Raw genomic sequence first — 19,848 nt, 5'->3', positions numbered from 1 at the left:
TACAGTTTTCACCGTTCATGCACCTGAGTTAATAACTCATTCCCGCCTTAGATTTCTACTCCGGATACGACTCAGCGATTGCGGTTTGACGCCGACATATGAAGCAATATAATACTGCGGAATTCGCTGCAACAAATCGGGATATTCCTTAACAAATTTTTCATAACGGATTTCCGGGGAATCTGTATAAAAAGAATTAAATCCCCGTAAGGTCTTTATAAATACCTGCTCAATCACAAGCCTTCCAAAACGTTCACCGTTTTTAAATGATATATAAAATCTTTGAAGATCATTGTATCCGATGACCAATAAATTACAATCCTCCAGGGCCTGGATACTTTGGCGTGATGGCAACTGGGGAAGAAAACTTTCATTGTTGCAGATAAATTCAGATTCTTTAGCAAATCCATAAGTCTTATCCTCTCCATCATCGTTAATATAATAGCGCATCACGCCACTGATCATAAATCCAACGTACTTACACACATCGCCTTCTTTCAAAAAATATTCGCCCTTCCCATATTTTTTTTCATGAAAAAGCCCGGCAATGAGTTCTTTCTCATTTTTATCTATGACTACTGCTTTTTCAATCGTCTTTAACAATAGATCTATCATCGTTTTCTCTAATTGTACTTTAAGATCTTAAAATTAAATACTAAATAGTTTAACGTACCTTTTATCATAAAAGCGTATCTGTGACTTTAGATGTCCTAATTTGCGATATCAAGCAGAGGGCAACAAAAGCTGACCTCCACTTAAGGTAGCAAATTATACTAAGTAATAAGTCTGTTGAGCTGACGGGTAGTATCTAGTTTAAAAAATTAAAAACTTTAATATACTTGTTCGGTCAAGGATGATAATAGATAATTTCGATAGAAGGCTTGAAAATCGCCTTGACATGAATTCAAAGAGAAATAGAAGTCAACACAAACTCGCTGGTTAAATAAATTTAAAAATCTAAATTTTAACACCAATGGCTGATGGATTTATCACAACAAGTTCAGGTGCCTTGACCCTCTGCGTTGCTCAATGCTTCTGGAAGCCGTTAAAGAAGTTAAGCATAAACTGAAGATTGTTATCGGATTGCATGGCATCTACCAACTCTAACGCCTCCTTGTTTACTACAGAGGTCCTGTCAAGCATTTTACGTTCATATGCGGCAATAGCCTCCTATATTGTTTTAAAATCTTCCATGCAAAGGGCTTCATATAAATCTACAGCATCCAGCATAGCCTGATTCACACCATCTCCAGAAGGTGGCGTCTGGTGGGCCGCATCCCCGAGTAAGGTTAGGTTTGAACGAGTTTGCCAGGATTGATCAATTGTAAAATAATACTGCGGACGATGAACAAAGTAGGATTCATCAGTAATAAATATTTCTTGCCAAGCATCACTCCAATCAGCAAAGCGCTGCTTGAACCAGGTAAACACCTGCTTTTTATCCGTAAAATCAATACCCGGGTCTTTTACCCATTCCGCTGTCTCTTTAATGGTAGTATAAAACGAGAGCGAGCCTTCACCCTTTGCACTTAGAACAATCGTTTTACCGTTCCAATGGGCAAAAACTTTTCCACCGGAGGTCAATTCCCATAAACTCGGTGCATTTGTAGCTGCGTTATAAACATTTCCTTCCATAATGGTAATACCTGCGCAAATGCGCTCAATGTCGGTAACATATCTTCTGACTTTGGAATTTGCCCCATCAGCTGCAATTATCAGGTCGGCATAGGCTAAGGTGCCATTTTCGGTTAGCAAATTATGGAGAATTGACAGATCGATCATTGCAACCAATATGTTGAGGGGTTATAAACGCGGAATTTACCCGGGCCAGCGAATGCGATGGATAAGGCACCTGACATATAAATCAGGTTTAATTCAACCATTAAGCCGCCTGTATCAGTATTATTGAATGCCCCCGGCATGTGTGCAAGAAAGATCGTGATCAGCATCGGGAGGGCAATGCCGGCGCCGGCCATGCGTGTGAATACACCCAGCAATAAAAGCACCGGTGAAAACACTTCGGTCAGCGGAACGCCTAACCATAGCCATTCAGGCATGCCTTTTTCTGCCAGTATCTCCCGGATAAAACTGTGCCCATGTGATAATTTAGCGGCACCATGAAATAACAGCAGACCGCCGGTCGAAAGGCGTATCAGCAGCATAGAGACTGATACGTTCGATTGTGTTTTGATGTCTTGCATAATAATATTTGATCACAATTTACCACGGCGTCTTGAGCTCGGAACTTCTTCGTCCCTTGCCTTTTCTTCGCTGGTTGGTTTACTTTTCACAGACCCGAACTTCCAGCTAAATGCTACGGTAAACGCCCGGTTATAAAGGTTGCTGGTCAGGTTATCCCTGAATGTAGGTGCTGTAGTGTAACTGCGTTGAAGGAAGGTTTTCTGAAAAGGGTTGTTCAAGCTGATCAATACACTTGCTTTTTTGTTAAGAAATTCTTTTTGTGCCGATATCCGGTAATTCCAGTAAGCGGTGTTTCGGCCCTGCAGGGTAACAAATCCATTGCTGTAATCACCTGACAGTTGTAGCGTAACAGCCTTTGGAAGCGTGTAAGCAGTATTAAAATTAACAGCGTAAAAATTGCCGCTATTACTAACAGAAATGGTCGGGCTCTTGAACCAAACGCGGTAAAGCTCCAGGCCACCGTTGATCGTCCAGTCGTTGGTGACTTCCAAAGAGGCGTTAATGTTGCTGCCCAGTCGCTTGCTTGAAGCGACATTGCTCGGCGTGGTCAGAGAGATGCCCTGCGCATTGACAGTGGTGAAAGACTCTATCGCATCATTGTTGGACTGGTAGTAGACGCTGCTGTTAAGCATTAGACCAGAATTACCGGTGTAATTATGTCCCAGCTCCAACATCCTTGTTTTTTCAGGTCGCAGCCGGGGATTACCTGAGGTAAGGTTCCTTGGATCACTTGCATTGACATAGGGGTTCAGGTCCCAGATAAAAGGCCTGCGGATGCGCTCAGTATAATTAAATCGGAACTCGTGCTGGTCATTCAGTTTTTTTGCGATCAGCAGGTTGGGTACCCAGTTATGGAAACTTGAAATAAACGAAGGCTGGTTACTTTTAAAGCTACTGTTGATCGATGTCTCTTCGAACCTCAGCCCCGGACGGATGATCCATTGTTTGCCGGTTTCCAATCTCAAGCTTACGTAGCCAGCATAAATATTTTGGAAGTAGTTCATAGCGTCTGACCGGGATCCGATCCTATCCAGTTGTTCACTTCCTGGCTTAGAAAGATTATTAAATACTTCATAAGCGGTTTGCGAACTGGCGCGCGTAAATCTTACGCCTGTTTCCAAAAGGCTTTTTCCACTTTCATTTAGAGGATGCGCATAGCCAGCCTGGAGATCGGTATCCCACGTCTTACCGGTATTGGGCCCTCTTTCGGTAAAATACTTGAAACCGGTTAGATCGAATTGATTGGTCAAGTAGTCCGAACGTTCGTCAGCCTTACCGATGAGTCCCCGGATATCCAGCTCCTGTCCCTTCCTACGCATTTTCTTTTGGTAATTCAGTCCCAGTTCATAGTAGTTAAAAAGACCGGACTGGCGGCTTTGCTGGTTGTACTCAGACAAACCTGTAGCATCAGCGTAGCGATTATATAGCGAACTTTTTGCTGGCCAGCTGCCACGCCAGTAGGACAGGTCCGCTCCGATCTTTTGTGAACTATCCGGACGATAGTTGAAGCTACCGCCGGCACTGGTTCCACGGTCATATTGAGTCGCATCATTTCGCTGGTCTAGTGAACCTGCCTGTTGCCCGTTGGCGAGGGATGTTCTTTCCAACATAGACATGGTACGTAACTGGTTTCGGTTGGTGTTCAGGTTAATACTATAATCAAACTTTTCCCGATTAACATTCAACGCTGCATTGGCAGATTGCTCCAGGTTACCACCGCTCAGATCTACGCTGCCATTGGTCCCTTTGATCGTCTTTTTAGTGATGATATTGATAATTCCCGCTGCACCTTCTGCTTCATATTTGGCGGACGGAGAGGTGATCACTTCTATGGATTTAATAGAACTGGCCGGTATCATCTTTAAAGCCTCTTTCAGGTTTTTAGCCATCATCCCGGATGGCATTCCATTAAGCAGGACTTTAATATTTGAGTTGCCGCGTAGTTTTACCTCACCGTCCCCACCAACGGTGAGCATGGGTACTTTTCTTAGTACATCTGTGGCTGATCCGGCTTTGTTACTGATGTCAGCAACAGCATTATAGATCAACTTATCACCTTTGTTTTGTAATGGGGGTGTTTTTGCTTTCACGATCACTTCATTGAGTGAGGCGGCATTATTTTTAAGTGCGATCAGCAGGTGCTTAGCTCCGTTGAAAGGCATACTGGTATAATTTTGATAACCGATAAAAGAAGCAATTATCACATATGGGCTGTTCCCCGGTATCGGGAACGAAAATTTCCCTGAAATATCTGAAGCCACGGAACGAATGATCCTACCGTTGACCGACAAGCTGATCGTTGCCATCTCGACGGGTTGTTTGGTCAGTGAATCGATCACCAGGCCGGTGATCTTTGAAGGTGGCACCGCACTGCTTTGTCCCTGTGCTTTGGTAACTTCAAAACTAATGGTCAGCGATAAGACGACCAGTAAGCTGTAAATTATTGATTTGAACATATTAGTAACGTTTAATAAGCCAAAGCTCCTGTTAAGAGCGCGGCCTCGAAAAAATTAATGACAAAGCGCTGCGGAAAGATGACGAACTGCGTTCATCATTAAACTTTGGAACTTGGTTCTAAATGGTCGATTTTTGTTTAACAGATCCGCAATGATCTGATCGATCATGAATCAATTCAAGTTTTATAAAACCCGGACTTTCCAGGAGCTGATCATCTTTGTCGCCATGTTCGTGTTGACCATGCTGCATGAGTGGATGAAGATGGATACTCTAATGGATCTTGTTAAAGGGCTGATTTTTTTCTCCTTGCTATATGGGCAAGCGCAATTGCACCGCCGTTTGCTTTTCCCGCTGTTTCTGGCGAAAAGGCATAAAGCGTATTTTTTCCTCTTTGTCATATCTACACTGATCGTTTCCGCGATCTTGATGGTTCTTGATTATTACTGGATTGCCCCTGAGATCTTTGGAAATGGCGAATCACTGATCAAAGGGATGCTTTATCATTTTGTGCTTTGCATTATCAGCACTTTCACCATTTTATCGATCTTCCTGGTCAGGCAATATTCGAGCGCATTACAGAAGCGGAATGAAGCGCAGCTCTTATTGAGCGAGATTAATCTCAAATTCATGCATGCCCAGCTCAACCCGCATTTCTTTTTTAATATGTTCAACAACCTTTATGCAGTAAGTCTGACAGATCCTGGACGTACGCCTAATCTCATCCTTAAGCTTTCAGCTTTAATGCGTTATCAATTAGAAAGCGGCACTAAAGACCAGGTTAGCATTCCTGACGAACTCCAATTCATCGATAACTATATCGCCATGGAACAGGAGCGCGTCGGCAAAAGATGTAAAATAGAATATCTTATTGAGGACGAGGTGCGGGCTTTACGATCATATACTATTGCTCCATTGATATTGATCACCTTGGTTGAGAACGCTTTTAAGCATAGCGTCACAGCAACAAGGGATTGGTTCGTCCACATTAAGGTCCGTGCTGTGGACGGCCGTTTATATCTGTACATTGAAAATTCGATGCCTGATCAGAACCTGACCACGCCTTCTACGGGGATAGGGTTGGTCAACATCCGCGAACGACTAAAAATGCTTTATGACGGTAAATATGAACTGTCTGCTACTTCAGATGCGGAGATTTTTCGAACCAGGTTATTTATTCAATTAAACGCACTTGCTCATGGCTAAAAAAATTTCCTGTATTATCGTCGACGACGAGGAAGGAGCTCACCTCGTAATAAAACACTACCTTCAGAATTTAAAGCATATTGAAGTAACCGATTCCTTTTACAATGCTTTAGAAGCATTGGAGCACCTACACATATATCCGGTTGACCTGATGTTTTTAGACATCAACATGCCAGGACTTAGTGGTTTACAGATGTTAAGATCGCTTTCCAACCCACCTATGGTCATTTTAACGACCGCTTACCGGGAGCACGCGTTGGAAAGTTACGAATACCGGGTGGTGGACTACCTGGTCAAACCATTCGAATTTCAGCGATTTATCCAGGCGATCGACAACGCCTATTCACGAATGCAAACATCGGCTTCGGTAATTTCGGTAGATGACAGCAATGTGCCCTCTTCATCTGTTCTATTGAAAGTGGATAGTGGACTGATAAGAGTTGAAAGTAAAGAGGTGATCTATATACAAAGCTGGGGCAATTACATTAAAGTATACACCGATAAGCAAACGTTCCTTAGCCCTGTAACAACAACAGAGATCGTGCAAAAACTCGACCCTCTGATCTTCCAGCGTGTGCACAAATCTTTTATCGTATCGCTTAGCAAGATCAAAAAACTATCCGGCGGTCAACTGGAAATGGCTGGCGGCACGGCGATACCTATCGGTAACACCTATCGCCGTGAGTTGATGGAGAAATTGAAATAAGCAACACATCGAAAATAAAATGGAATTCTATCAAACCGACAGGTTAGTGGTAAGGCAATTCAGTGGATCTGACGCCGCTCAGCTATTCAGTTACCTTTATAGCCCGACAGTGAATTGCTTCGCTGACGAAAAGTTGGCTACAATGGAGGAGGCTTTGCTGGAAGCTTCAAGAAAACAGCAAGACCCAACGCAGTTCGCGGTTTGCCTGAATGACCATGATCTGCTCATCGGGCACTTGTTTGCCATTGAAGAAGGAGATACTTACAATATCGGTTGGAATTTTAATCCAGCTTATCAAGGAAAAGGTTTCGCTAAAGAAGCAGCGAAAGGTTTATTCAACTACCTTTTCTATGAGAAAAGTGCACGTAGGATATATTGTTATGTAGAGGATGATAATTTACCTTCTCAAAAGTTATGTGAACGACTTGGTATGCGCAAGGAAGGGTTATTCGAAGAGTATATCTCTTTTATCAATGATAGTAACGGGAATCCAATCTATGTAAACACATTGCAGTATGCACTCTTAAAAAGGAATTGGCAAGAGGCAAAATAATGTCATTTAACCTTAATTGTTGATCTTGCTACAAAGAAAAACACATTAAAAGTTAAAAGCTTTTAGTCACGATTTTTTTCCAACTTTTATTTTCCCATATTTTTATAATAAATCTTTATCCGACTCGGAGTGCATCGGAGTTTCAAGAGTCAATGGTCGAATAACTTTGTTGAAAGATTTCAAGTTATGGCAGCAATCGACATTTTAACAAAAGATGACCTGCAACAATTCAGGCAACAATTATTAGAAGATATTAAAAACATCATCGCTGTTCCCGGTACACAAATGAAACAGTGGTTAAAAAGCGATGAAGTGAGGAAACTACTTCGGATATCAGCAAGCACCTTACAAACGCTACGCATTAACGGCACATTGAGTTATAGCCGTGTTGGCAGGATCATGTATTACAAACGGGAGGAGATACTGAAGTTGCTTGAAGGAGGTCAAAGATGAACGCGATCAAGCACATGAATGCCTTTTTAGAAAAGGCTATCAAAGATGAACGATTACTTCCCAGTCACATCAGTCTTTATGCAGCAGTGATCTCTCGATGGAGTAAGAGCAACTACAATAGTAGATTCAAGATTTTCAGGAAGGATTTAATGCGCTTATCCCACATAAACTCTATTGCAACTTACCATAAATGCATCAAACAACTCGATGATTACGGTTATTTAAAATACCAATCATCATATAATTATTATCAAGGTTGCTTGATCCAAATTTGTCCTTAGATTCAGCACCAGTTCAAAGCTTATGTGCTAATGCGGCAACTTTGATCTTATTATTCCGTAAACATAAGTACCAATCAAAGCTCCGGTGATGACCAGGATCATAGAAAGATAACCGTAGCCAACATTGACGAACATAGGCCCCGGACAAGCACCGGTTAGCGCCCAGCCTAACCCAAAAATCAGCCCGCCTAAAATGTATTTGGTCCAGCTTTTATCTTTATCGGGTAAAAAAATTGGGTTGCCCTGCGAATCTTTGAAATTAAACCGCTTAATTAAATATACTGCAAGCACGCCGAAGGTCACTGCTGTACCAATAATGCCGTACATGTGAAACGACTGAAAGCGAAACATTTCCTGAATGCGATACCAAGATATCGCCTCAGATTTAGCCATAATTATTCCAAAAGCAATACCGGCCAGAATAAATTTAGATCCTCTCATAAGTTAAAAGATCAGGGGTAAAAGTAAATGGGTCATTACGAGCCCACCTGCAAAGAAACCAATAACAGCAACCAGCGATGGAAGTTGCAAATTGGACAGTCCGCTGATAGCATGGCCAGAGGTACACCCGCCTGCATAACGCGAGCCAAACCCAACCAGAACGCCACCAGCCAGCATGAGCAAAACGTTTTTTACCGATAAGGCCTGAAGGCTAAACAACTGTGATGGATTGAGCTGTCCATCAAAATGAATACCTAACGCGCTCAGATCTTTGATCGTGGCAAGTGCGAGTTGCAAAGGCTGGCCACTATTAAGCAAGGTTGACGAGATAACACCTCCTATAACTGACCCTGCCAAAAACAGCAGGTTCCACTTTTGTGTACGCCAATCAAGATCGAAAAATGGGGTGCGTTTACCTGCGCCTGCAATGGTACACATGGTCCGCAGATTTGACGAAAAACCGAATGATCTACCAAAGTACAACAGTGTGACCATTATTGCGGCGATGGCTAAGCCCGATGTATACCAGGGCCAGGGTTGTTTCATTAAGTCAAGCATTTTTATTTATAAGTTTAATATTGTTATCGAATCTGTATTTAAGCCAGGCATTATCTGCACTGGCCAGTTTAATATCACATCAATACCTAAACACACTATAACAAGGTGCTTGGACACACATAATTGCTTATTTCAAACCCACCCGATCCTTTTAAAGCCTTAAAACCGCCTTTTACATCAACCAGATCTTCAAATCCACGGGCACGCAACATGGAGTTAAATATCATAGAGCGGTAGCCCCCGGCACAATGAACATAATAGGTCTTTTTGCGATCCAATTTAGCCAAGTGATCATTGATATGATCAAGTGGGAAATTTTCGGCATCAAGCAGGTGCTCAGCCGTAAATTCACTTTCTTTGCGCACATCTAATATCTCGATAGGTTGTTGCTTACTTATATCATTCAACTCCTCGGGTGTTACCGAACGGATGCTGTCGGTCTCTTTGCCTGACGCTTTCCAGGCAGCTACACCGCCTTGTAAAAACCCAACGGCATTGTCATAACCTACCCGGGCAAGGCGTGTCAACACTTCCTCCTCCCGGCCATCCTCGGCAATAAGCAATATCGGCATATCAATATCCGGGATCAGCGCACCTACCCAAGGCGCAAAACTTCCATCAATTCCAATGTTGATCGCATTAGGAATAAATTCTTTGGCGAAGCTTTGGGCATCCCTTGTATCAAGCATCAGTGCACCGATTGCGTTGGCTACTATTTCAAAATTGTCAGGCGTGAGCGGTCGCATCCCTCTGTATAACACCTTTTCAAAGCTCTCATAACCGTCCTTGTTCATTTTTACGTTAAGCGGAAAGTACGCAGGCGGCGGTTGTAAGCCTTGGGTTACCTCGGCAATAAATTCGGCCTTCGTCATGTCTGAACGCAAAGCGTAATTACTTCTCTTTTGATTACCTAAGGTGTCAGAAGTCTCCTTGCTCATATTTTTACCACAGGCTGATCCGGCTCCATGTGCAGGATACACGAGGATATCATCACTTAAGGTCATGATTTTTGCGCGTAACGATTCGTACAGATATCCGGCAAGATCTTGCTTTGTCAGACTGTCGGATTTTTGAGCCAGGTCTGGCCGACCCACGTCACCGATAAACAGGGTATCACCCGAAAACAGGGCTGTTTCTTTACCTGCTTCATCGATCAGCAGGTAACAGGTCGACTCTATGGTATGGCCTGGCGTATGTAAAACCCTTATTATGGCTTCACCTACCTTAAACTCTTCGTGGTCGTGTGCAACGTAGGCATGGAAACCCGTTTCGGCCTTCGGACCATAGATGATCTGAGCACCTGTTTTTTGCGCCAGGTCAAGGTGTCCCGAAACAAAATCGGCATGAAAATGCGTTTCAAAAACATATTTGATCTGTACGCCCGCCGATGTGGCCTTATTAATATAAGGTTCAACCTCGCGAAGGGGATCTATAATGGCAGCTTCATTTCCAGATTGGATGTAGTAAGCGCCCTGCTCTAAACAACCCGTATATATTTGTTCAATGATCATGATGTCATTTATAATATTTTATGCAAATATCGAAAGCGCCGGCTCCTGCGGACGGTGACAAATGTCACTTAACCTCATTCGTTAATTAATTAATTGGCGGAGATCGTATACCGTACATCCGCCAGCACAGTGGCCCGGAATAGTGCACGTCGTTCAATTATTCAGGATGAGTTCTTTAGTGATGATGAGAATGCCCATTAAGAGTATGAACCAGCCAAACCCTATTTTAAGCTTAGAGCCGTCTATATTTTTATTAATGGCACCACCTATAAATATCCCCGCAATGGCAATGGCTGTAACTTTGATCAGAAAAGGCCAATCGATCTGGAAGTGGCCCTGGTCGCCGGTAAAACCGACCAGGGAATTCAAGGCAATGATGAGTAACGATGTTCCTACGGCTTCTTTCATCTGCAGTCCTACCAGTAATACCAGTGTAGGTATCAGCAGAAAGCCGCCTCCTGCACCTAACAGGCCTGTAGCAAGCCCGATCGTAATTCCGTAACCCAACAGCTTGGGCACATTAAGTTCCGTTTTGCCGACACTCCTAGTGGCTTCCTTATTACGGCCACTGTTGATCATTGCAACTGCAGCAGCCACCATTAAAATAGCGAATAATACCATGGTCAGTATGCCAGCCGTCAACTCGAACGACCCGAATTGCGCAATGTGTTCAGGTATTAACGGAATGAGGAACTTTCGGGTTAAAAAAACGGTGCTGATCGATGTCAGGCCGAATAGCAAAGCTGTTTTAAAACTTACTAATCCTTTTCGGTAATTGCTGTAAGCACCAACCATACTGGTGGAGCCAACGATGAATAATGAATATGAGGTCGCGAGCAAAGGATTGGTGCCGAACAGGTACACCAAAACCGGCACGGTCATGATAGAACCGCCACCACCAATGAGTCCTAAAGATATTCCAATGAATGCTGCAGCTGCGTATGCGATGATCTCCATGTGCGTAAATATTGATACACAAACATCGGTGTGAGACTATAACAAAGACGGTGACTTAAGTCACCTGGCCTGTTATTTTTTCCATTCAATGTAGCTGCGATACAAAGCAATGTCACCACGCTGTTCCATTTTTTTCAGCAAGCGCGAGATCACCTCTCGGGATGAATTGAGATCGGCGGCGATCTCACTGTGCGTGATCTTTATTTCCCGAGCTTTTACTTTTTGATATTGGTTTTGCAGGTAGGAGAACAAACGCTGATCCATGTCTTTAAAAGCGATATGGTCTATGACCACCAACAATTCCTCATACCTTGACCGGTAGGTTTCCAGCACGAAATAATGCCAGGTTTTGTAAGTCGTCATCATCGTATCCATTAAACCAATGGGCACAGACAGTACGATAGTATCATCAATGGCTTTCGCCATGATCTCACTGGTTTCCTGTTTGGTCGCGCAGATCATTGTGAGCGCACAGGCATTACCCGGCTCCAGGTAGTACATAAAGAACTCGCCGCCATCCTCGCCTTCGCGGTATAGTTTTACCCTACCTTCTACGATCATCATCATGTTCTTTATATACTGACCTGGGCGCATGACAACTTCGCCCGCGGGTATACGGATCAATGATGCACTGTTAACAAGAAATCTTTTCAAGGCTGGCTCGAACTGCGGAAAATTCTTGTCAATAAAATGCTCTAAATTCGTTTTGTCACTCATATTGAAAAATATTTAATAATTGGATGGTCTGCCTCAGCCCACTCATTGGCAAAGATCGTGTAAAGATGAGTTGGAATTATACCAAAAAATAAGGCCTATTTGTAAAATTAGAGCACTCATGTTCAGGCTTAAATCTTTTCATATAAAATTTATCGCCCGTAGATGAATGCCGATCAGTAATAAGAGCAAAAAAATGCTATCCGACTCGGACATTCTCGGATGTTACCCACCGTCATAGGTCAGACCTTTGCTATACAATTGTTCAATTATTCACTTGTTCAGATCTGTATTTGAACATCGATCTAAAAGAAAATGGCAAAGATCATCACATTGGCACATCAAAAAGGCGGGGTCGGAAAAAGCACCCTGGCATTAAACCTTGCATTGTCCTTTAAGGATCAATTAAAAGTTGCGTTAATAGATGCCGATCTGCAGGGAAGCATCTACCATATCAAAGATGAATTTGATGACATCGAAATTTTGTCACCTGACCGGCTTGAGGATATACTTGCTTTACCTTATGACCTGGTCATCGTAGATACGCCTCCCTATCTTTCTAATCGCCTGGCCGACCTTTTCGACGGTTCGGACTTCGTACTAATCCCGACCAAAGCCGGGTTCTTCGATGTCATGGCTATCCGCGCGACCTTAGCGCTGGTCAAATTTGCGCAGGCAAAAAATGGAAATCTTAAAGCTGGCATTGTCCTGAATATGTTGAAGCCGCGTTCCGGTCTAACGCAGGAGGTCTATGACCTTTTACTTAACCTGGGTACGCCATTACTCAATACCCGGATCTATGACCGGGTCAGTTATGCCCGATCTTCTATGACCGGTGGTATATTACAGGGTACCGATGTCAAGGCAGTGCATGAGATCACTGGTCTTGCCGAAGAGATCGTTGAGCTCATCAGTTGAATGAATAAAAGAACAACACTGGAAAATAACATTTGCCCATTTAGAGAAATGAATATTTGAATAAATGCAGTATTGGCCATTTATTCATTTGAAGGAATATTCATTTGTACAATTCTACTTATCTCCAATTGTTCATTTGCAGGATGCTACATAAAACGAAAAGTAATGACAGATTATAAAGGCAAGCTCGGTTCACTGGCCGATAAACTTAAGAAAGAAACGCCGGCTACACCGATACAAACAGTACATCCTGTGAAAGCCGTGACAAAAGAAACAGAGAAGAAATCGAGATTTAACAACTGGATACCCTGGTCGCTTAAAAAGCTATTAAAGGCCTACGCTGCTGAAGCAGATATCACGCTTAAGGAACTCAATATTCAGGCACTCAGGGAATACCTGAAGAATAGGAATTTTAAAAATCAATGACCCCGGAATTGAACTAAGGTCAGGATCACTGCTGTCTTTTTGCAGGAAGCAAGATGTACGTTTGTACCACAAACGGATCTTGCCCGTTGCCTCCAAAGTCGGGCGGGTCTGACCTCAACCTCCTGAGTCGGTTAAGGAAGACATCATGAACGAACACGAGAACCGGTCAAAATGGATGAAGATCCGTCTGCGGCCAAGTGAAGAGGAAGTGCTTGTCAACAAGTATAAGCGCACCACCTTTCAGAATTTAAGTGAGTATGCCCGTGCATTGATCCTGGGAAAACCGGTCACCGTACTGACGCGGGACAAAGCCATGGACGATATGCTGGAAGAGCTGATCCTGTTAAGAAAAGAACTCAATGCGATCGGCAACAATTTGAACCAGGCGGTACGGAACATCAACGCAGCCCACGGTCAGGCCGATCACCGTATATGGATGGGGTTGCTTTCTCTGATCAACGCTAAGCTCGAACCGTCCATTACGGAGATCAAGTCGAGGATCGCAAAATTTGCTGACATATGGTCGCGAAGATCAGGAGCGGAAAAAGCCTGAAGGGCGCTTTATCTTACAATGAGGTAAAGGTGGCCGATGGCCGGGCAGAATTATTGGAGGCGGTAGGCTACAGCAAGGATCTGGATGATCTCAGTTTCCGGGACAAATTGTTCCGGCTTACTGACCTTGCCGGGCGTAATCAGCGGGTATGGACGAATACTGTCCATATCTCCCTGAACTTTGAAGTTAGCGAAGATCTGTCCAAGGATCGCTTGATCGATATCGCAGGACGGTATATGGAAGGCATCGGTTTTGGCGCTCAACCCTACCTGATCTATCAGCATTTTGACGCTGGTCATCCGCACATCCATATTCTGACGACCAACATCGACCGTGAAGGAGTCCGGATATCGCTGCATAACCTGGGTAAGACCAGATCCGAAGAAGCCCGGAAAGCGATCGAAGTGGAATTCGGACTGATCAAAGCAGAGGCGGCAAGCCAGATCAACAAGCCAAAGATCGAACCGGTGATCTATGGTCAGGGGTCATCAAAAAAAGCAGTGGAGCAGGTCGTGCGCACAGTGGTCAATGATTATCGCTTTACCAGTCTGCCCGAACTCAATGCGATCCTGCAGCATTACCACGTATTAGCTGACCGGGGCACCAGATCTTCTGTCATGTACAGAAATAACGGACTGCGGTATTGGATCACAGATGCCAATGGAAACAAGATCGGCACGCCGCTCAAGGCTAGTAGGTTACTTGAAAGGCCAACATTGAAGTTGCTTGAACAACGTTTTCAACTCAATGAAGCGCTCCGGCGTTCGGATAAACAAGCGGTCAGGGCTAAGGTAGATGCCGCATTATCCCGCAGCACTTCCGTAAACGATCTGATCCGCCTCCTTGCCAGATCAGACGTCATAGCGGTAATCCGGCGAACAGACACAGGTATGATCTACGGATTTACCCTGGTGGATCATCAGTATAAAGTGGTCTTCAATGGAAGTGACTTGGGCAGATCCTACGCGGCTGCTGCGATCGCAGCGAGATTGACCGATGATCACAGCTATACTAGGCAGACTAATAAAGAGGTCATCATGCCTCCGGGTTCACCGGTCGATCTGAAGAATAATGACAGCCAGATCTTAACTACCCTGTTTGAAAGGGTACCTGATGAAAACACCTCGCCTGCATTCCGTCCAAAAAAGAAAAAGAAAAGAAGGTTAAAACTTTAATTCAAAAAATCATGCAAACGGGAGAAAATGAACAAGCGTTGCGTAAGGTCATCGACTTTACCCGGCTGCTCAGTGTAAGTATGCTGGTCATACATCTGTACCTATGCTGTTATCAAACATTTAAAGATCATGGCGCGACCTGGAAGATCGTTAACGCCGTTTTGGGTCATATTGCCCGTCTACCGATCTTCGGTTCTGTTCTTTACGCCAAGGCTGCGATCCTGCTTCTTTTACTCGTTTCCCTGATCGGCAGTAAAGGGAAAAAGGACACGGAGATCACCCGAAAGGAGGTATTTACTTATGGGGGGATGGGTATGATGATCTATTGGTTATCGGGTTTGTTGCTAAAAATAAATGGCCCGGTCGATCTCAAGAACGGACTTTACATGCTTGCAACCGTGTCCGGTTACCTTATCCTCATTGCTGCCGGTTCTAAATTATTCCGCTTGCTGAACATCGAATTGAACACAGACATCTTCAACCATTATAATGAGACCTTTCCACAGGAAGAACGAAAGCTTGAAAATCCATATGCCATCAATCTCCCGGCAGCATATACACTCAAAGGAGACGTCAGGAAAAGCTGGATCAATATCATCAATCCTTTCAGGGGGACGCTGGTCATGGGCAGTCCGGGTGCCGGTAAATCCTACTTTATCATCCGCCATATCATTACCCAGCACATCCGGAAAGGATTTGCCATGTTATTATATGACTTTAAATATGATGACCTCAGCCGGATCGCTTACAATACCCTGCGCAGATACAGCCATTGCTATAAGACCCCGGCTAAGTTCTACACCATTAATTTTGAGGACCTCTCCCGCACACACCGCTGCAACCCGCTTGATCCTGCGGGCATGCACGACATCACCGATGCGATGGAATCATCGCTGACCTTTATGCTCGGCCTTAACCGCGACTGGATCAAAAAGCAAAGCGACTTCTTTGTACAATCGCCGATCAATTTTGTGACCGCCCTGATCTGGTTTCTCCGCAAATACCAGGACGGAAAATTTTGTACCTTACCTCATGTCATCGAACTGGCGCAGGCAGAATATGATGACCTGTTCGCGTTATTGCAGACAGAACCGGAGGTCGAAGTACTGATCAACCCATTCGTTTCCGCCTGGCGAAACGAGGCGACCGACCAATTGGAAGGGCAGATCGCGAGCGCCAAGATCAGTATGGCGAGGCTTGCGTCGCCGGCATTATACTATGTGATGTCCGGGAATGACTTTACACTGGATCTGAATAACCCGGATGCCCCTAAAGTGATCTGCGTAGGGAACGATCCGCTCAAACAGCAGGTGTACGGTGCGGTACTGAGTCTGTATATCGCACGTGCGATCAAATTGGTCAATCAAAAGAACAAGCTCAAGTGCAACCTCATCTTTGACGAGTTCCCGACCATTTACTTTAACAACATCGACAGCCTGATCGCGACCGCGCGGTCCAACAAGGTCGCAACAACGCTGGCCGTCCAGGATTACAGCCAGCTGAAAAAAGATTATGGCCGGGATCAGGCAGAAGTAATTATGAACATCGTAGGTAACGTGATCTCCGGCCAGGTAACGGGTGATACGGCCAAGCAACTGAGCGAGCGGTTCGGTAAGATCAACCAGGAAAAACAAAGCCTGACCATCAACAGCCAGGACACTTCCGTGAGCCGGTCAACCCAGCTTGATTATGCTGTTCCCGCCTCAAAGATCGCGACACTTTCATCCGGTGAGTTCGTCGGTATAGTGGCCGATAACCCGGATGAGCCTGTGGACCTGAAAATTTTTCATAACCATATTATTAATGACCACGAAGCGATCCGTTCGGAGGAAAGGGCGTATGAAAATCTTCCTGTTCTTCGGGAGATCACTCATGAAAAAGTACTTTCGAACTATTTAAATATCAAACAGGACATTGCATCGATCATTGACCGGGAGTTGAAGTCAAAATAAAAATGATCTAATGTCCTCTACTGATGACTGCTCCTTATTCATCATCACAAAGCCACCCCGATCACCTGGCTAGTTGCGCTGTGTTTCACCGATGATATTCCGGATCTGGTCATCTAGTTCATAAATACTTTTTTTGAAGAGCATCAACTCTTCATTGCTGATCTTAAAATCATCCGATTCGAACATTTCGATCAGGCCAATAATGTTGGCGACCGGCCGCCGCATCCCATGGGACTGCATATGAGCGATTTCCGTCAGTGATCTGTTTTGAGCGATGATCGCTTGTTCCTGATTGACGCGTTTGGTAATATCTATCGCATGATAGGTCACACCAATTATCTCACCGTTTGCATTACGCGCGCCTTCATACGTCAGGGACCACCAAAAACTTTCTCCGTCGGGATAGGTGATCTCCTTTTCCTCATGGATGATCTCACCATTCATGGCCCGCCTGCACTGTTCTGTAAAATCTTTTAGCCTGCTGGCTGATAGCCATTGATGCGGTTCCAGTCCTATTTTCAATTCGAGTTGGCAATGTTCCCGGGCAAATGCTAATACCGTCTGATTAAAATACAAAAGTTTCAGCTCCTTGTCAAGAAGCAGGTGGCAGGCCCTCGTACTGTTAAAAAATGATCGCAGATTATTTTCCGAAACCTGGTGTCTATCGATCGTCGACTGAAGGTGGTCAGCCATAATATTAAAAGCATTTCCGAGCACCCCGATCTCATCCTTTGAGCTGACTTTCACCCTTTCCGTCAACGAGCCGCGGGCTAATTTTTTTGCCACCGCTATGATCTCCCCAAGACCTTTCTGAATATTCCTGCTGATCGATACAGCGATCAGTATCCCGGTAACCTCCACTGTCAAAGCAAGGCCGAACAGTATCCGGAACACCAGGTTTTCCAACCATCGCGAACCCTCACCAAGCGTGTAAGAAAAACCTTCTTCATATGGTGTGATCTCGGTATTGATCTGATCGATCCGGTCTGTAAAAGCGATACGATCTGCAGGCGTGATCCGCCCGCTCTTTATCGCTCTGTGTAATTCTTCGCTGATAGGGATCAGCTTAAGTAAGGTTTGCTCCGCTTTCTCCCAGTAATAGATCGTGCGCTTCAAGTAAGAAACTTCATGGAAATTTTGCATCAGGCTGATCATCTCGTCGATGTCCTCCGGATGATTCCGGCCTTGTAATAAACCTGCCCTCGCCATTTCAAGATCAGGTTTAGCCTGCTGTAGTGCGATCCTTTCCTGCCGGTCACCTAAAGGCACCTGCATACTTTTCAGATAAGAGCGATAATGCACTTCCTTGCCGGATGTTGCATAAAGACGTAGTTGTAAACTGGCATCCCGCTGCGCTTTTGACCAAAGTGCCTCACCATTCACATATCCCCTGATCGCAGAAAGCGTATGCAGGCAGAAACGCAAAGTGCAAAGCTCGATGATAATAAGCACCGCCATGATCCCAACCGTAAAGTACAGTTTGTTGGCAATAGACATAAATCATTTAGCGAGGAAGTTGATGCGCCAGACAATGGATCACCGGCTTCTTTTGATATTGCTAATTTAACTGGTATTTAATTGATTATTGCTCACGGTCAACCCTTATTTGAGCTTTATTCCACAAAGGAGTGCTTTTAAGGATTTTTAGATCAGGGCCATAGTTGTGACCTGTTGTGATATGTTTAAGTATTCCTGAAAGAGGTATAGCATTATGGCCTTGATTTAAGACCTTATTGCCTTTAATTGAGTCGATCAACGGTCTAAATGGCAATATGACGCCGCATTGGGCAGCTTTTGATCGTAATTCTATAACCCCCTTTTTGCACCTGTTTTTGCATTTAAGTTTACGGTTACTTTGATGAAAAAGACCTGAACATGGCAACTGTGCGACAACATCAACGATCTTACCTTAGCCCTATCGCGGAAGGCTGTGCACTGTTGCTGATAGCCCTGTTCACTTATACTGCTTTCGCTAAGCTGTTCAGTTTTTCCGAATTCAGTTCACAGATGCACAGCCAGGTATTTTCTGCTTGGTTCGCTGACCTACTGGTTTATGTGATCCCGCCTTTGGAATTGCTGGTGGTCTTTCTGCTATCATTTCGATCATTACGGGTAACAGGATTTCTGATCGCTGCGATACTCATGTCGCTGTTCACCGCTTATGCAGGGGTCGCTGCGGCTGGCCTTTTTCTGAAAATGCCCTGTGCCTGCGGCGGTGTACTACAACACATGAGCTGGAAGGTACATTTCCTGTTCAACCTTTTTTTCTTGCTGTTAAGCTGCATCGGCATATACACCATTAACAGGGAAAGGAGCGTCATTGGCAAAGAGTGATCTGAGGAAATGCCGTGAGCCGTTCACCAGGTGAAGGAACATGGACAGGAGTTGCCGAAAACCCGTCAACAGAGTAGGCACCATCATTTTTTTAACCTAAAGTTTTTCCTGCTTTTTGATTCAACAAAGCAGACCATGACCATGAAAAAAAGTATCCTTGGAATGGCAGCCATCGCCATCGCGATCGCAGCCAGCGCATTCACCACACCTGCTAAGAAAACCACTTTCGCTTCGCTTTATCGCTTCGACGGTACGGCAGCGGAAATGCATGATGCCAGTAAATATACCGCCATCACCACGCCGCCGACCGGCTGCAGCAATGCTAATGTACGGCCATGTTATATCTCCATCAACCAGAGCCTGAGCAGCTGGCTGGAGGAAAGACCTGAAGATGAACAGGTGCTGGCAGATGCGGCAGCGACCAAGAATTAATGCAAAAAGGGAGAGCGGCGCT

At 44.5% G+C, this 19,848-nt stretch carries 21 protein-coding genes; 11 read left to right on the top strand and 10 right to left on the bottom strand.

Going from position 1 to position 19,848, the window contains the following annotated elements; genetic code table 11:
• Positions 1-36 precede the first annotated feature (36 nt).
• The 4 genes from INP83_RS07230 to INP83_RS07215 form a co-directional block, all read right to left on the bottom strand.
• Complete coding sequence (locus INP83_RS07230; RefSeq protein WP_219126900.1) at positions 37-615, bottom strand: Crp/Fnr family transcriptional regulator; 579 nt, start codon at positions 613-615, stop codon at positions 37-39.
• Positions 616-1,170: 555 nt separating this feature from the next.
• A complete protein-coding gene (locus INP83_RS07225; RefSeq protein WP_219126899.1) occupies positions 1,171-1,782 on the bottom strand; it encodes an NAD(P)/FAD-dependent oxidoreductase in 612 nt (203 codons plus the stop codon).
• Positions 1,779-2,201, bottom strand: coding sequence for a DoxX family protein (locus tag INP83_RS07220; protein ID WP_219126898.1), 423 nt, complete (start codon positions 2,199-2,201; stop codon positions 1,779-1,781). Before INP83_RS07220 ends, INP83_RS07225 begins: the two co-directional genes overlap by 4 nt.
• A 12-nt stretch (positions 2,202-2,213) precedes the next feature.
• Positions 2,214-4,658 carry an outer membrane beta-barrel family protein gene (locus tag INP83_RS07215; protein ID WP_219126897.1) on the bottom strand — a complete coding sequence of 815 codons (2,445 nt, stop codon included), beginning with the start codon at positions 4,656-4,658 and terminating at the stop codon, positions 2,214-2,216.
• A gap of 166 nt (positions 4,659-4,824) precedes the next feature.
• Between INP83_RS07215 and INP83_RS07210 the strand changes: the two genes are divergently transcribed.
• The 4 genes from INP83_RS07210 (at position 4,825) to INP83_RS07195 (ending at position 7,574) form a co-directional block, all read left to right on the top strand.
• Complete coding sequence (locus INP83_RS07210; RefSeq protein WP_219126896.1) at positions 4,825-5,862, top strand: sensor histidine kinase; 1,038 nt, start codon at positions 4,825-4,827, stop codon at positions 5,860-5,862.
• A complete protein-coding gene (locus INP83_RS07205) occupies positions 5,855-6,568 on the top strand; it encodes a LytTR family DNA-binding domain-containing protein (RefSeq protein WP_219126895.1) in 714 nt (237 codons plus the stop codon). The genes INP83_RS07210 and INP83_RS07205 overlap by 8 nt, the downstream gene beginning before the upstream one ends.
• Before the next feature lie 19 nt (positions 6,569-6,587).
• Positions 6,588-7,121, top strand: a complete 534-nt coding sequence (locus INP83_RS07200; RefSeq protein ID WP_219126894.1) for a GNAT family N-acetyltransferase — start codon at positions 6,588-6,590, stop codon at positions 7,119-7,121.
• A 186-nt stretch (positions 7,122-7,307) separates the two neighbouring features.
• On the top strand, positions 7,308-7,574 hold the full coding sequence (locus INP83_RS07195; RefSeq protein WP_219126893.1) for a helix-turn-helix domain-containing protein: 267 nt from the start codon (positions 7,308-7,310) through the stop codon (positions 7,572-7,574).
• Positions 7,575-7,882: 308 nt separating this feature from the next.
• Here the strand turns inward: INP83_RS07195 and INP83_RS07190 are convergent, their stop codons facing one another.
• The 5 genes from INP83_RS07190 to INP83_RS07170 form a co-directional block, all read right to left on the bottom strand.
• A complete protein-coding gene (locus INP83_RS07190; protein ID WP_219126892.1) occupies positions 7,883-8,296 on the bottom strand; it encodes a DUF6691 family protein in 414 nt (137 codons plus the stop codon).
• Between the two features lie 3 nt (positions 8,297-8,299).
• Positions 8,300-8,842 (bottom strand): YeeE/YedE family protein, encoded by a 543-nt coding sequence (locus INP83_RS07185; protein WP_255563274.1) that lies wholly within the window; start codon positions 8,840-8,842, stop codon positions 8,300-8,302.
• 107 nt (positions 8,843-8,949) lie between these two features.
• The gene (locus INP83_RS07180; protein WP_219126890.1) at positions 8,950-10,365 is read right to left on the bottom strand and encodes a rhodanese-like domain-containing protein; all 1,416 of its coding nucleotides are present in this window, start codon (positions 10,363-10,365) and stop codon (positions 8,950-8,952) included.
• A gap of 153 nt (positions 10,366-10,518) precedes the next feature.
• Entirely contained in the window at positions 10,519-11,322 is an 804-nt protein-coding gene (locus INP83_RS07175; RefSeq protein WP_219126889.1) for a sulfite exporter TauE/SafE family protein, read from the bottom strand.
• 72 nt (positions 11,323-11,394) lie between these two features.
• The gene (locus INP83_RS07170) at positions 11,395-12,039 is read right to left on the bottom strand and encodes a Crp/Fnr family transcriptional regulator (protein WP_219126888.1); all 645 of its coding nucleotides are present in this window, start codon (positions 12,037-12,039) and stop codon (positions 11,395-11,397) included.
• Between the two features lie 312 nt (positions 12,040-12,351).
• Between INP83_RS07170 and INP83_RS07165 the strand changes: the two genes are divergently transcribed.
• The 5 genes from INP83_RS07165 (at position 12,352) to mobC (ending at position 17,060) form a co-directional block, all read left to right on the top strand.
• Positions 12,352-12,954 (top strand): ParA family protein, encoded by a 603-nt coding sequence (locus tag INP83_RS07165; RefSeq protein WP_219126887.1) that lies wholly within the window; start codon positions 12,352-12,354, stop codon positions 12,952-12,954.
• 165 nt (positions 12,955-13,119) lie between these two features.
• Entirely contained in the window at positions 13,120-13,380 is a 261-nt protein-coding gene (locus INP83_RS07160; protein WP_219126886.1) for a hypothetical protein, read from the top strand.
• Between the two features lie 145 nt (positions 13,381-13,525).
• Positions 13,526-13,933: a hypothetical protein gene (locus INP83_RS07155; RefSeq protein ID WP_219126885.1), complete on the top strand. Its 408-nt coding sequence runs from the start codon at positions 13,526-13,528 to the stop codon at positions 13,931-13,933.
• The gene (locus INP83_RS07150) at positions 13,900-15,108 is read left to right on the top strand and encodes a relaxase/mobilization nuclease domain-containing protein (RefSeq protein WP_219126884.1); all 1,209 of its coding nucleotides are present in this window, start codon (positions 13,900-13,902) and stop codon (positions 15,106-15,108) included. The genes INP83_RS07155 and INP83_RS07150 overlap by 34 nt, the downstream gene beginning before the upstream one ends.
• Before the next feature lie 11 nt (positions 15,109-15,119).
• Positions 15,120-17,060 carry a conjugal transfer protein MobC gene (gene mobC, locus INP83_RS07145; RefSeq protein ID WP_219126883.1) on the top strand — a complete coding sequence of 647 codons (1,941 nt, stop codon included), beginning with the start codon at positions 15,120-15,122 and terminating at the stop codon, positions 17,058-17,060.
• A 69-nt stretch (positions 17,061-17,129) separates the two neighbouring features.
• Here the strand turns inward: mobC and INP83_RS07140 are convergent, their stop codons facing one another.
• Positions 17,130-18,518 (bottom strand): HAMP domain-containing protein, encoded by a 1,389-nt coding sequence (locus tag INP83_RS07140; protein ID WP_219126882.1) that lies wholly within the window; start codon positions 18,516-18,518, stop codon positions 17,130-17,132.
• A 417-nt stretch (positions 18,519-18,935) separates the two neighbouring features.
• Here INP83_RS07140 and INP83_RS07135 point away from each other — a divergent pair, with 417 nt between their 5' ends.
• The gene (locus INP83_RS07135; protein WP_219126881.1) at positions 18,936-19,394 is read left to right on the top strand and encodes a MauE/DoxX family redox-associated membrane protein; all 459 of its coding nucleotides are present in this window, start codon (positions 18,936-18,938) and stop codon (positions 19,392-19,394) included.
• Between the two features lie 141 nt (positions 19,395-19,535).
• Positions 19,536-19,826, top strand: coding sequence for a hypothetical protein (locus INP83_RS07130; protein WP_219126880.1), 291 nt, complete (start codon positions 19,536-19,538; stop codon positions 19,824-19,826).
• Positions 19,827-19,848: the final 22 nt, after the last annotated feature.

It is taken from the genome of Mucilaginibacter sp. 21P (assembly GCF_019331605.1).
GTDB classification, from domain to species: Bacteria; Bacteroidota; Bacteroidia; order Sphingobacteriales; family Sphingobacteriaceae; genus Mucilaginibacter; species Mucilaginibacter achroorhodeus.
Note: the sequence above shows the minus strand (reverse complement) of the source record. Positions and strands in the feature narration are given on the sequence as shown.

What these genes read in the sequence shown, in the direction of transcription:
- INP83_RS07230 (WP_219126900.1), bottom strand. Translation starts at nt 615, where the DNA reads ATGATAGATCTATTGTTAAAGACGATTGAAAAAGCAGTAGTCATAGAT.
- INP83_RS07225 (WP_219126899.1), bottom strand. Translation starts at nt 1,782, where the DNA reads ATGATCGATCTGTCAATTCTCCATAATTTGCTAACCGAAAATGGCACC.
- INP83_RS07220 (WP_219126898.1), bottom strand. Translation starts at nt 2,201, where the DNA reads ATGCAAGACATCAAAACACAATCGAACGTATCAGTCTCTATGCTGCTG.
- INP83_RS07215 (WP_219126897.1), bottom strand. Translation starts at nt 4,658, where the DNA reads ATGTTCAAATCAATAATTTACAGCTTACTGGTCGTCTTATCGCTGACC.
- INP83_RS07210 (WP_219126896.1), top strand. Translation starts at nt 4,825, where the DNA reads ATGAATCAATTCAAGTTTTATAAAACCCGGACTTTCCAGGAGCTGATC.
- INP83_RS07205 (WP_219126895.1), top strand. Translation starts at nt 5,855, where the DNA reads ATGGCTAAAAAAATTTCCTGTATTATCGTCGACGACGAGGAAGGAGCT.
- INP83_RS07200 (WP_219126894.1), top strand. Translation starts at nt 6,588, where the DNA reads ATGGAATTCTATCAAACCGACAGGTTAGTGGTAAGGCAATTCAGTGGA.
- INP83_RS07195 (WP_219126893.1), top strand. Translation starts at nt 7,308, where the DNA reads ATGGCAGCAATCGACATTTTAACAAAAGATGACCTGCAACAATTCAGG.
- INP83_RS07190 (WP_219126892.1), bottom strand. Translation starts at nt 8,296, where the DNA reads ATGAGAGGATCTAAATTTATTCTGGCCGGTATTGCTTTTGGAATAATT.
- INP83_RS07185 (WP_255563274.1), bottom strand. Translation starts at nt 8,842, where the DNA reads ATGAAACAACCCTGGCCCTGGTATACATCGGGCTTAGCCATCGCCGCA.
- INP83_RS07180 (WP_219126890.1), bottom strand. Translation starts at nt 10,365, where the DNA reads ATGATCATTGAACAAATATATACGGGTTGTTTAGAGCAGGGCGCTTAC.
- INP83_RS07175 (WP_219126889.1), bottom strand. Translation starts at nt 11,322, where the DNA reads ATGGAGATCATCGCATACGCAGCTGCAGCATTCATTGGAATATCTTTA.
- INP83_RS07170 (WP_219126888.1), bottom strand. Translation starts at nt 12,039, where the DNA reads ATGAGTGACAAAACGAATTTAGAGCATTTTATTGACAAGAATTTTCCG.
- INP83_RS07165 (WP_219126887.1), top strand. Translation starts at nt 12,352, where the DNA reads ATGGCAAAGATCATCACATTGGCACATCAAAAAGGCGGGGTCGGAAAA.
- INP83_RS07160 (WP_219126886.1), top strand. Translation starts at nt 13,120, where the DNA reads ATGACAGATTATAAAGGCAAGCTCGGTTCACTGGCCGATAAACTTAAG.
- INP83_RS07155 (WP_219126885.1), top strand. Translation starts at nt 13,526, where the DNA reads ATGAACGAACACGAGAACCGGTCAAAATGGATGAAGATCCGTCTGCGG.
- INP83_RS07150 (WP_219126884.1), top strand. Translation starts at nt 13,900, where the DNA reads ATGGTCGCGAAGATCAGGAGCGGAAAAAGCCTGAAGGGCGCTTTATCT.
- mobC (WP_219126883.1), top strand. Translation starts at nt 15,120, where the DNA reads ATGCAAACGGGAGAAAATGAACAAGCGTTGCGTAAGGTCATCGACTTT.
- INP83_RS07140 (WP_219126882.1), bottom strand. Translation starts at nt 18,518, where the DNA reads ATGGCGGTGCTTATTATCATCGAGCTTTGCACTTTGCGTTTCTGCCTG.
- INP83_RS07135 (WP_219126881.1), top strand. Translation starts at nt 18,936, where the DNA reads ATGGCAACTGTGCGACAACATCAACGATCTTACCTTAGCCCTATCGCG.
- INP83_RS07130 (WP_219126880.1), top strand. Translation starts at nt 19,536, where the DNA reads ATGAAAAAAAGTATCCTTGGAATGGCAGCCATCGCCATCGCGATCGCA.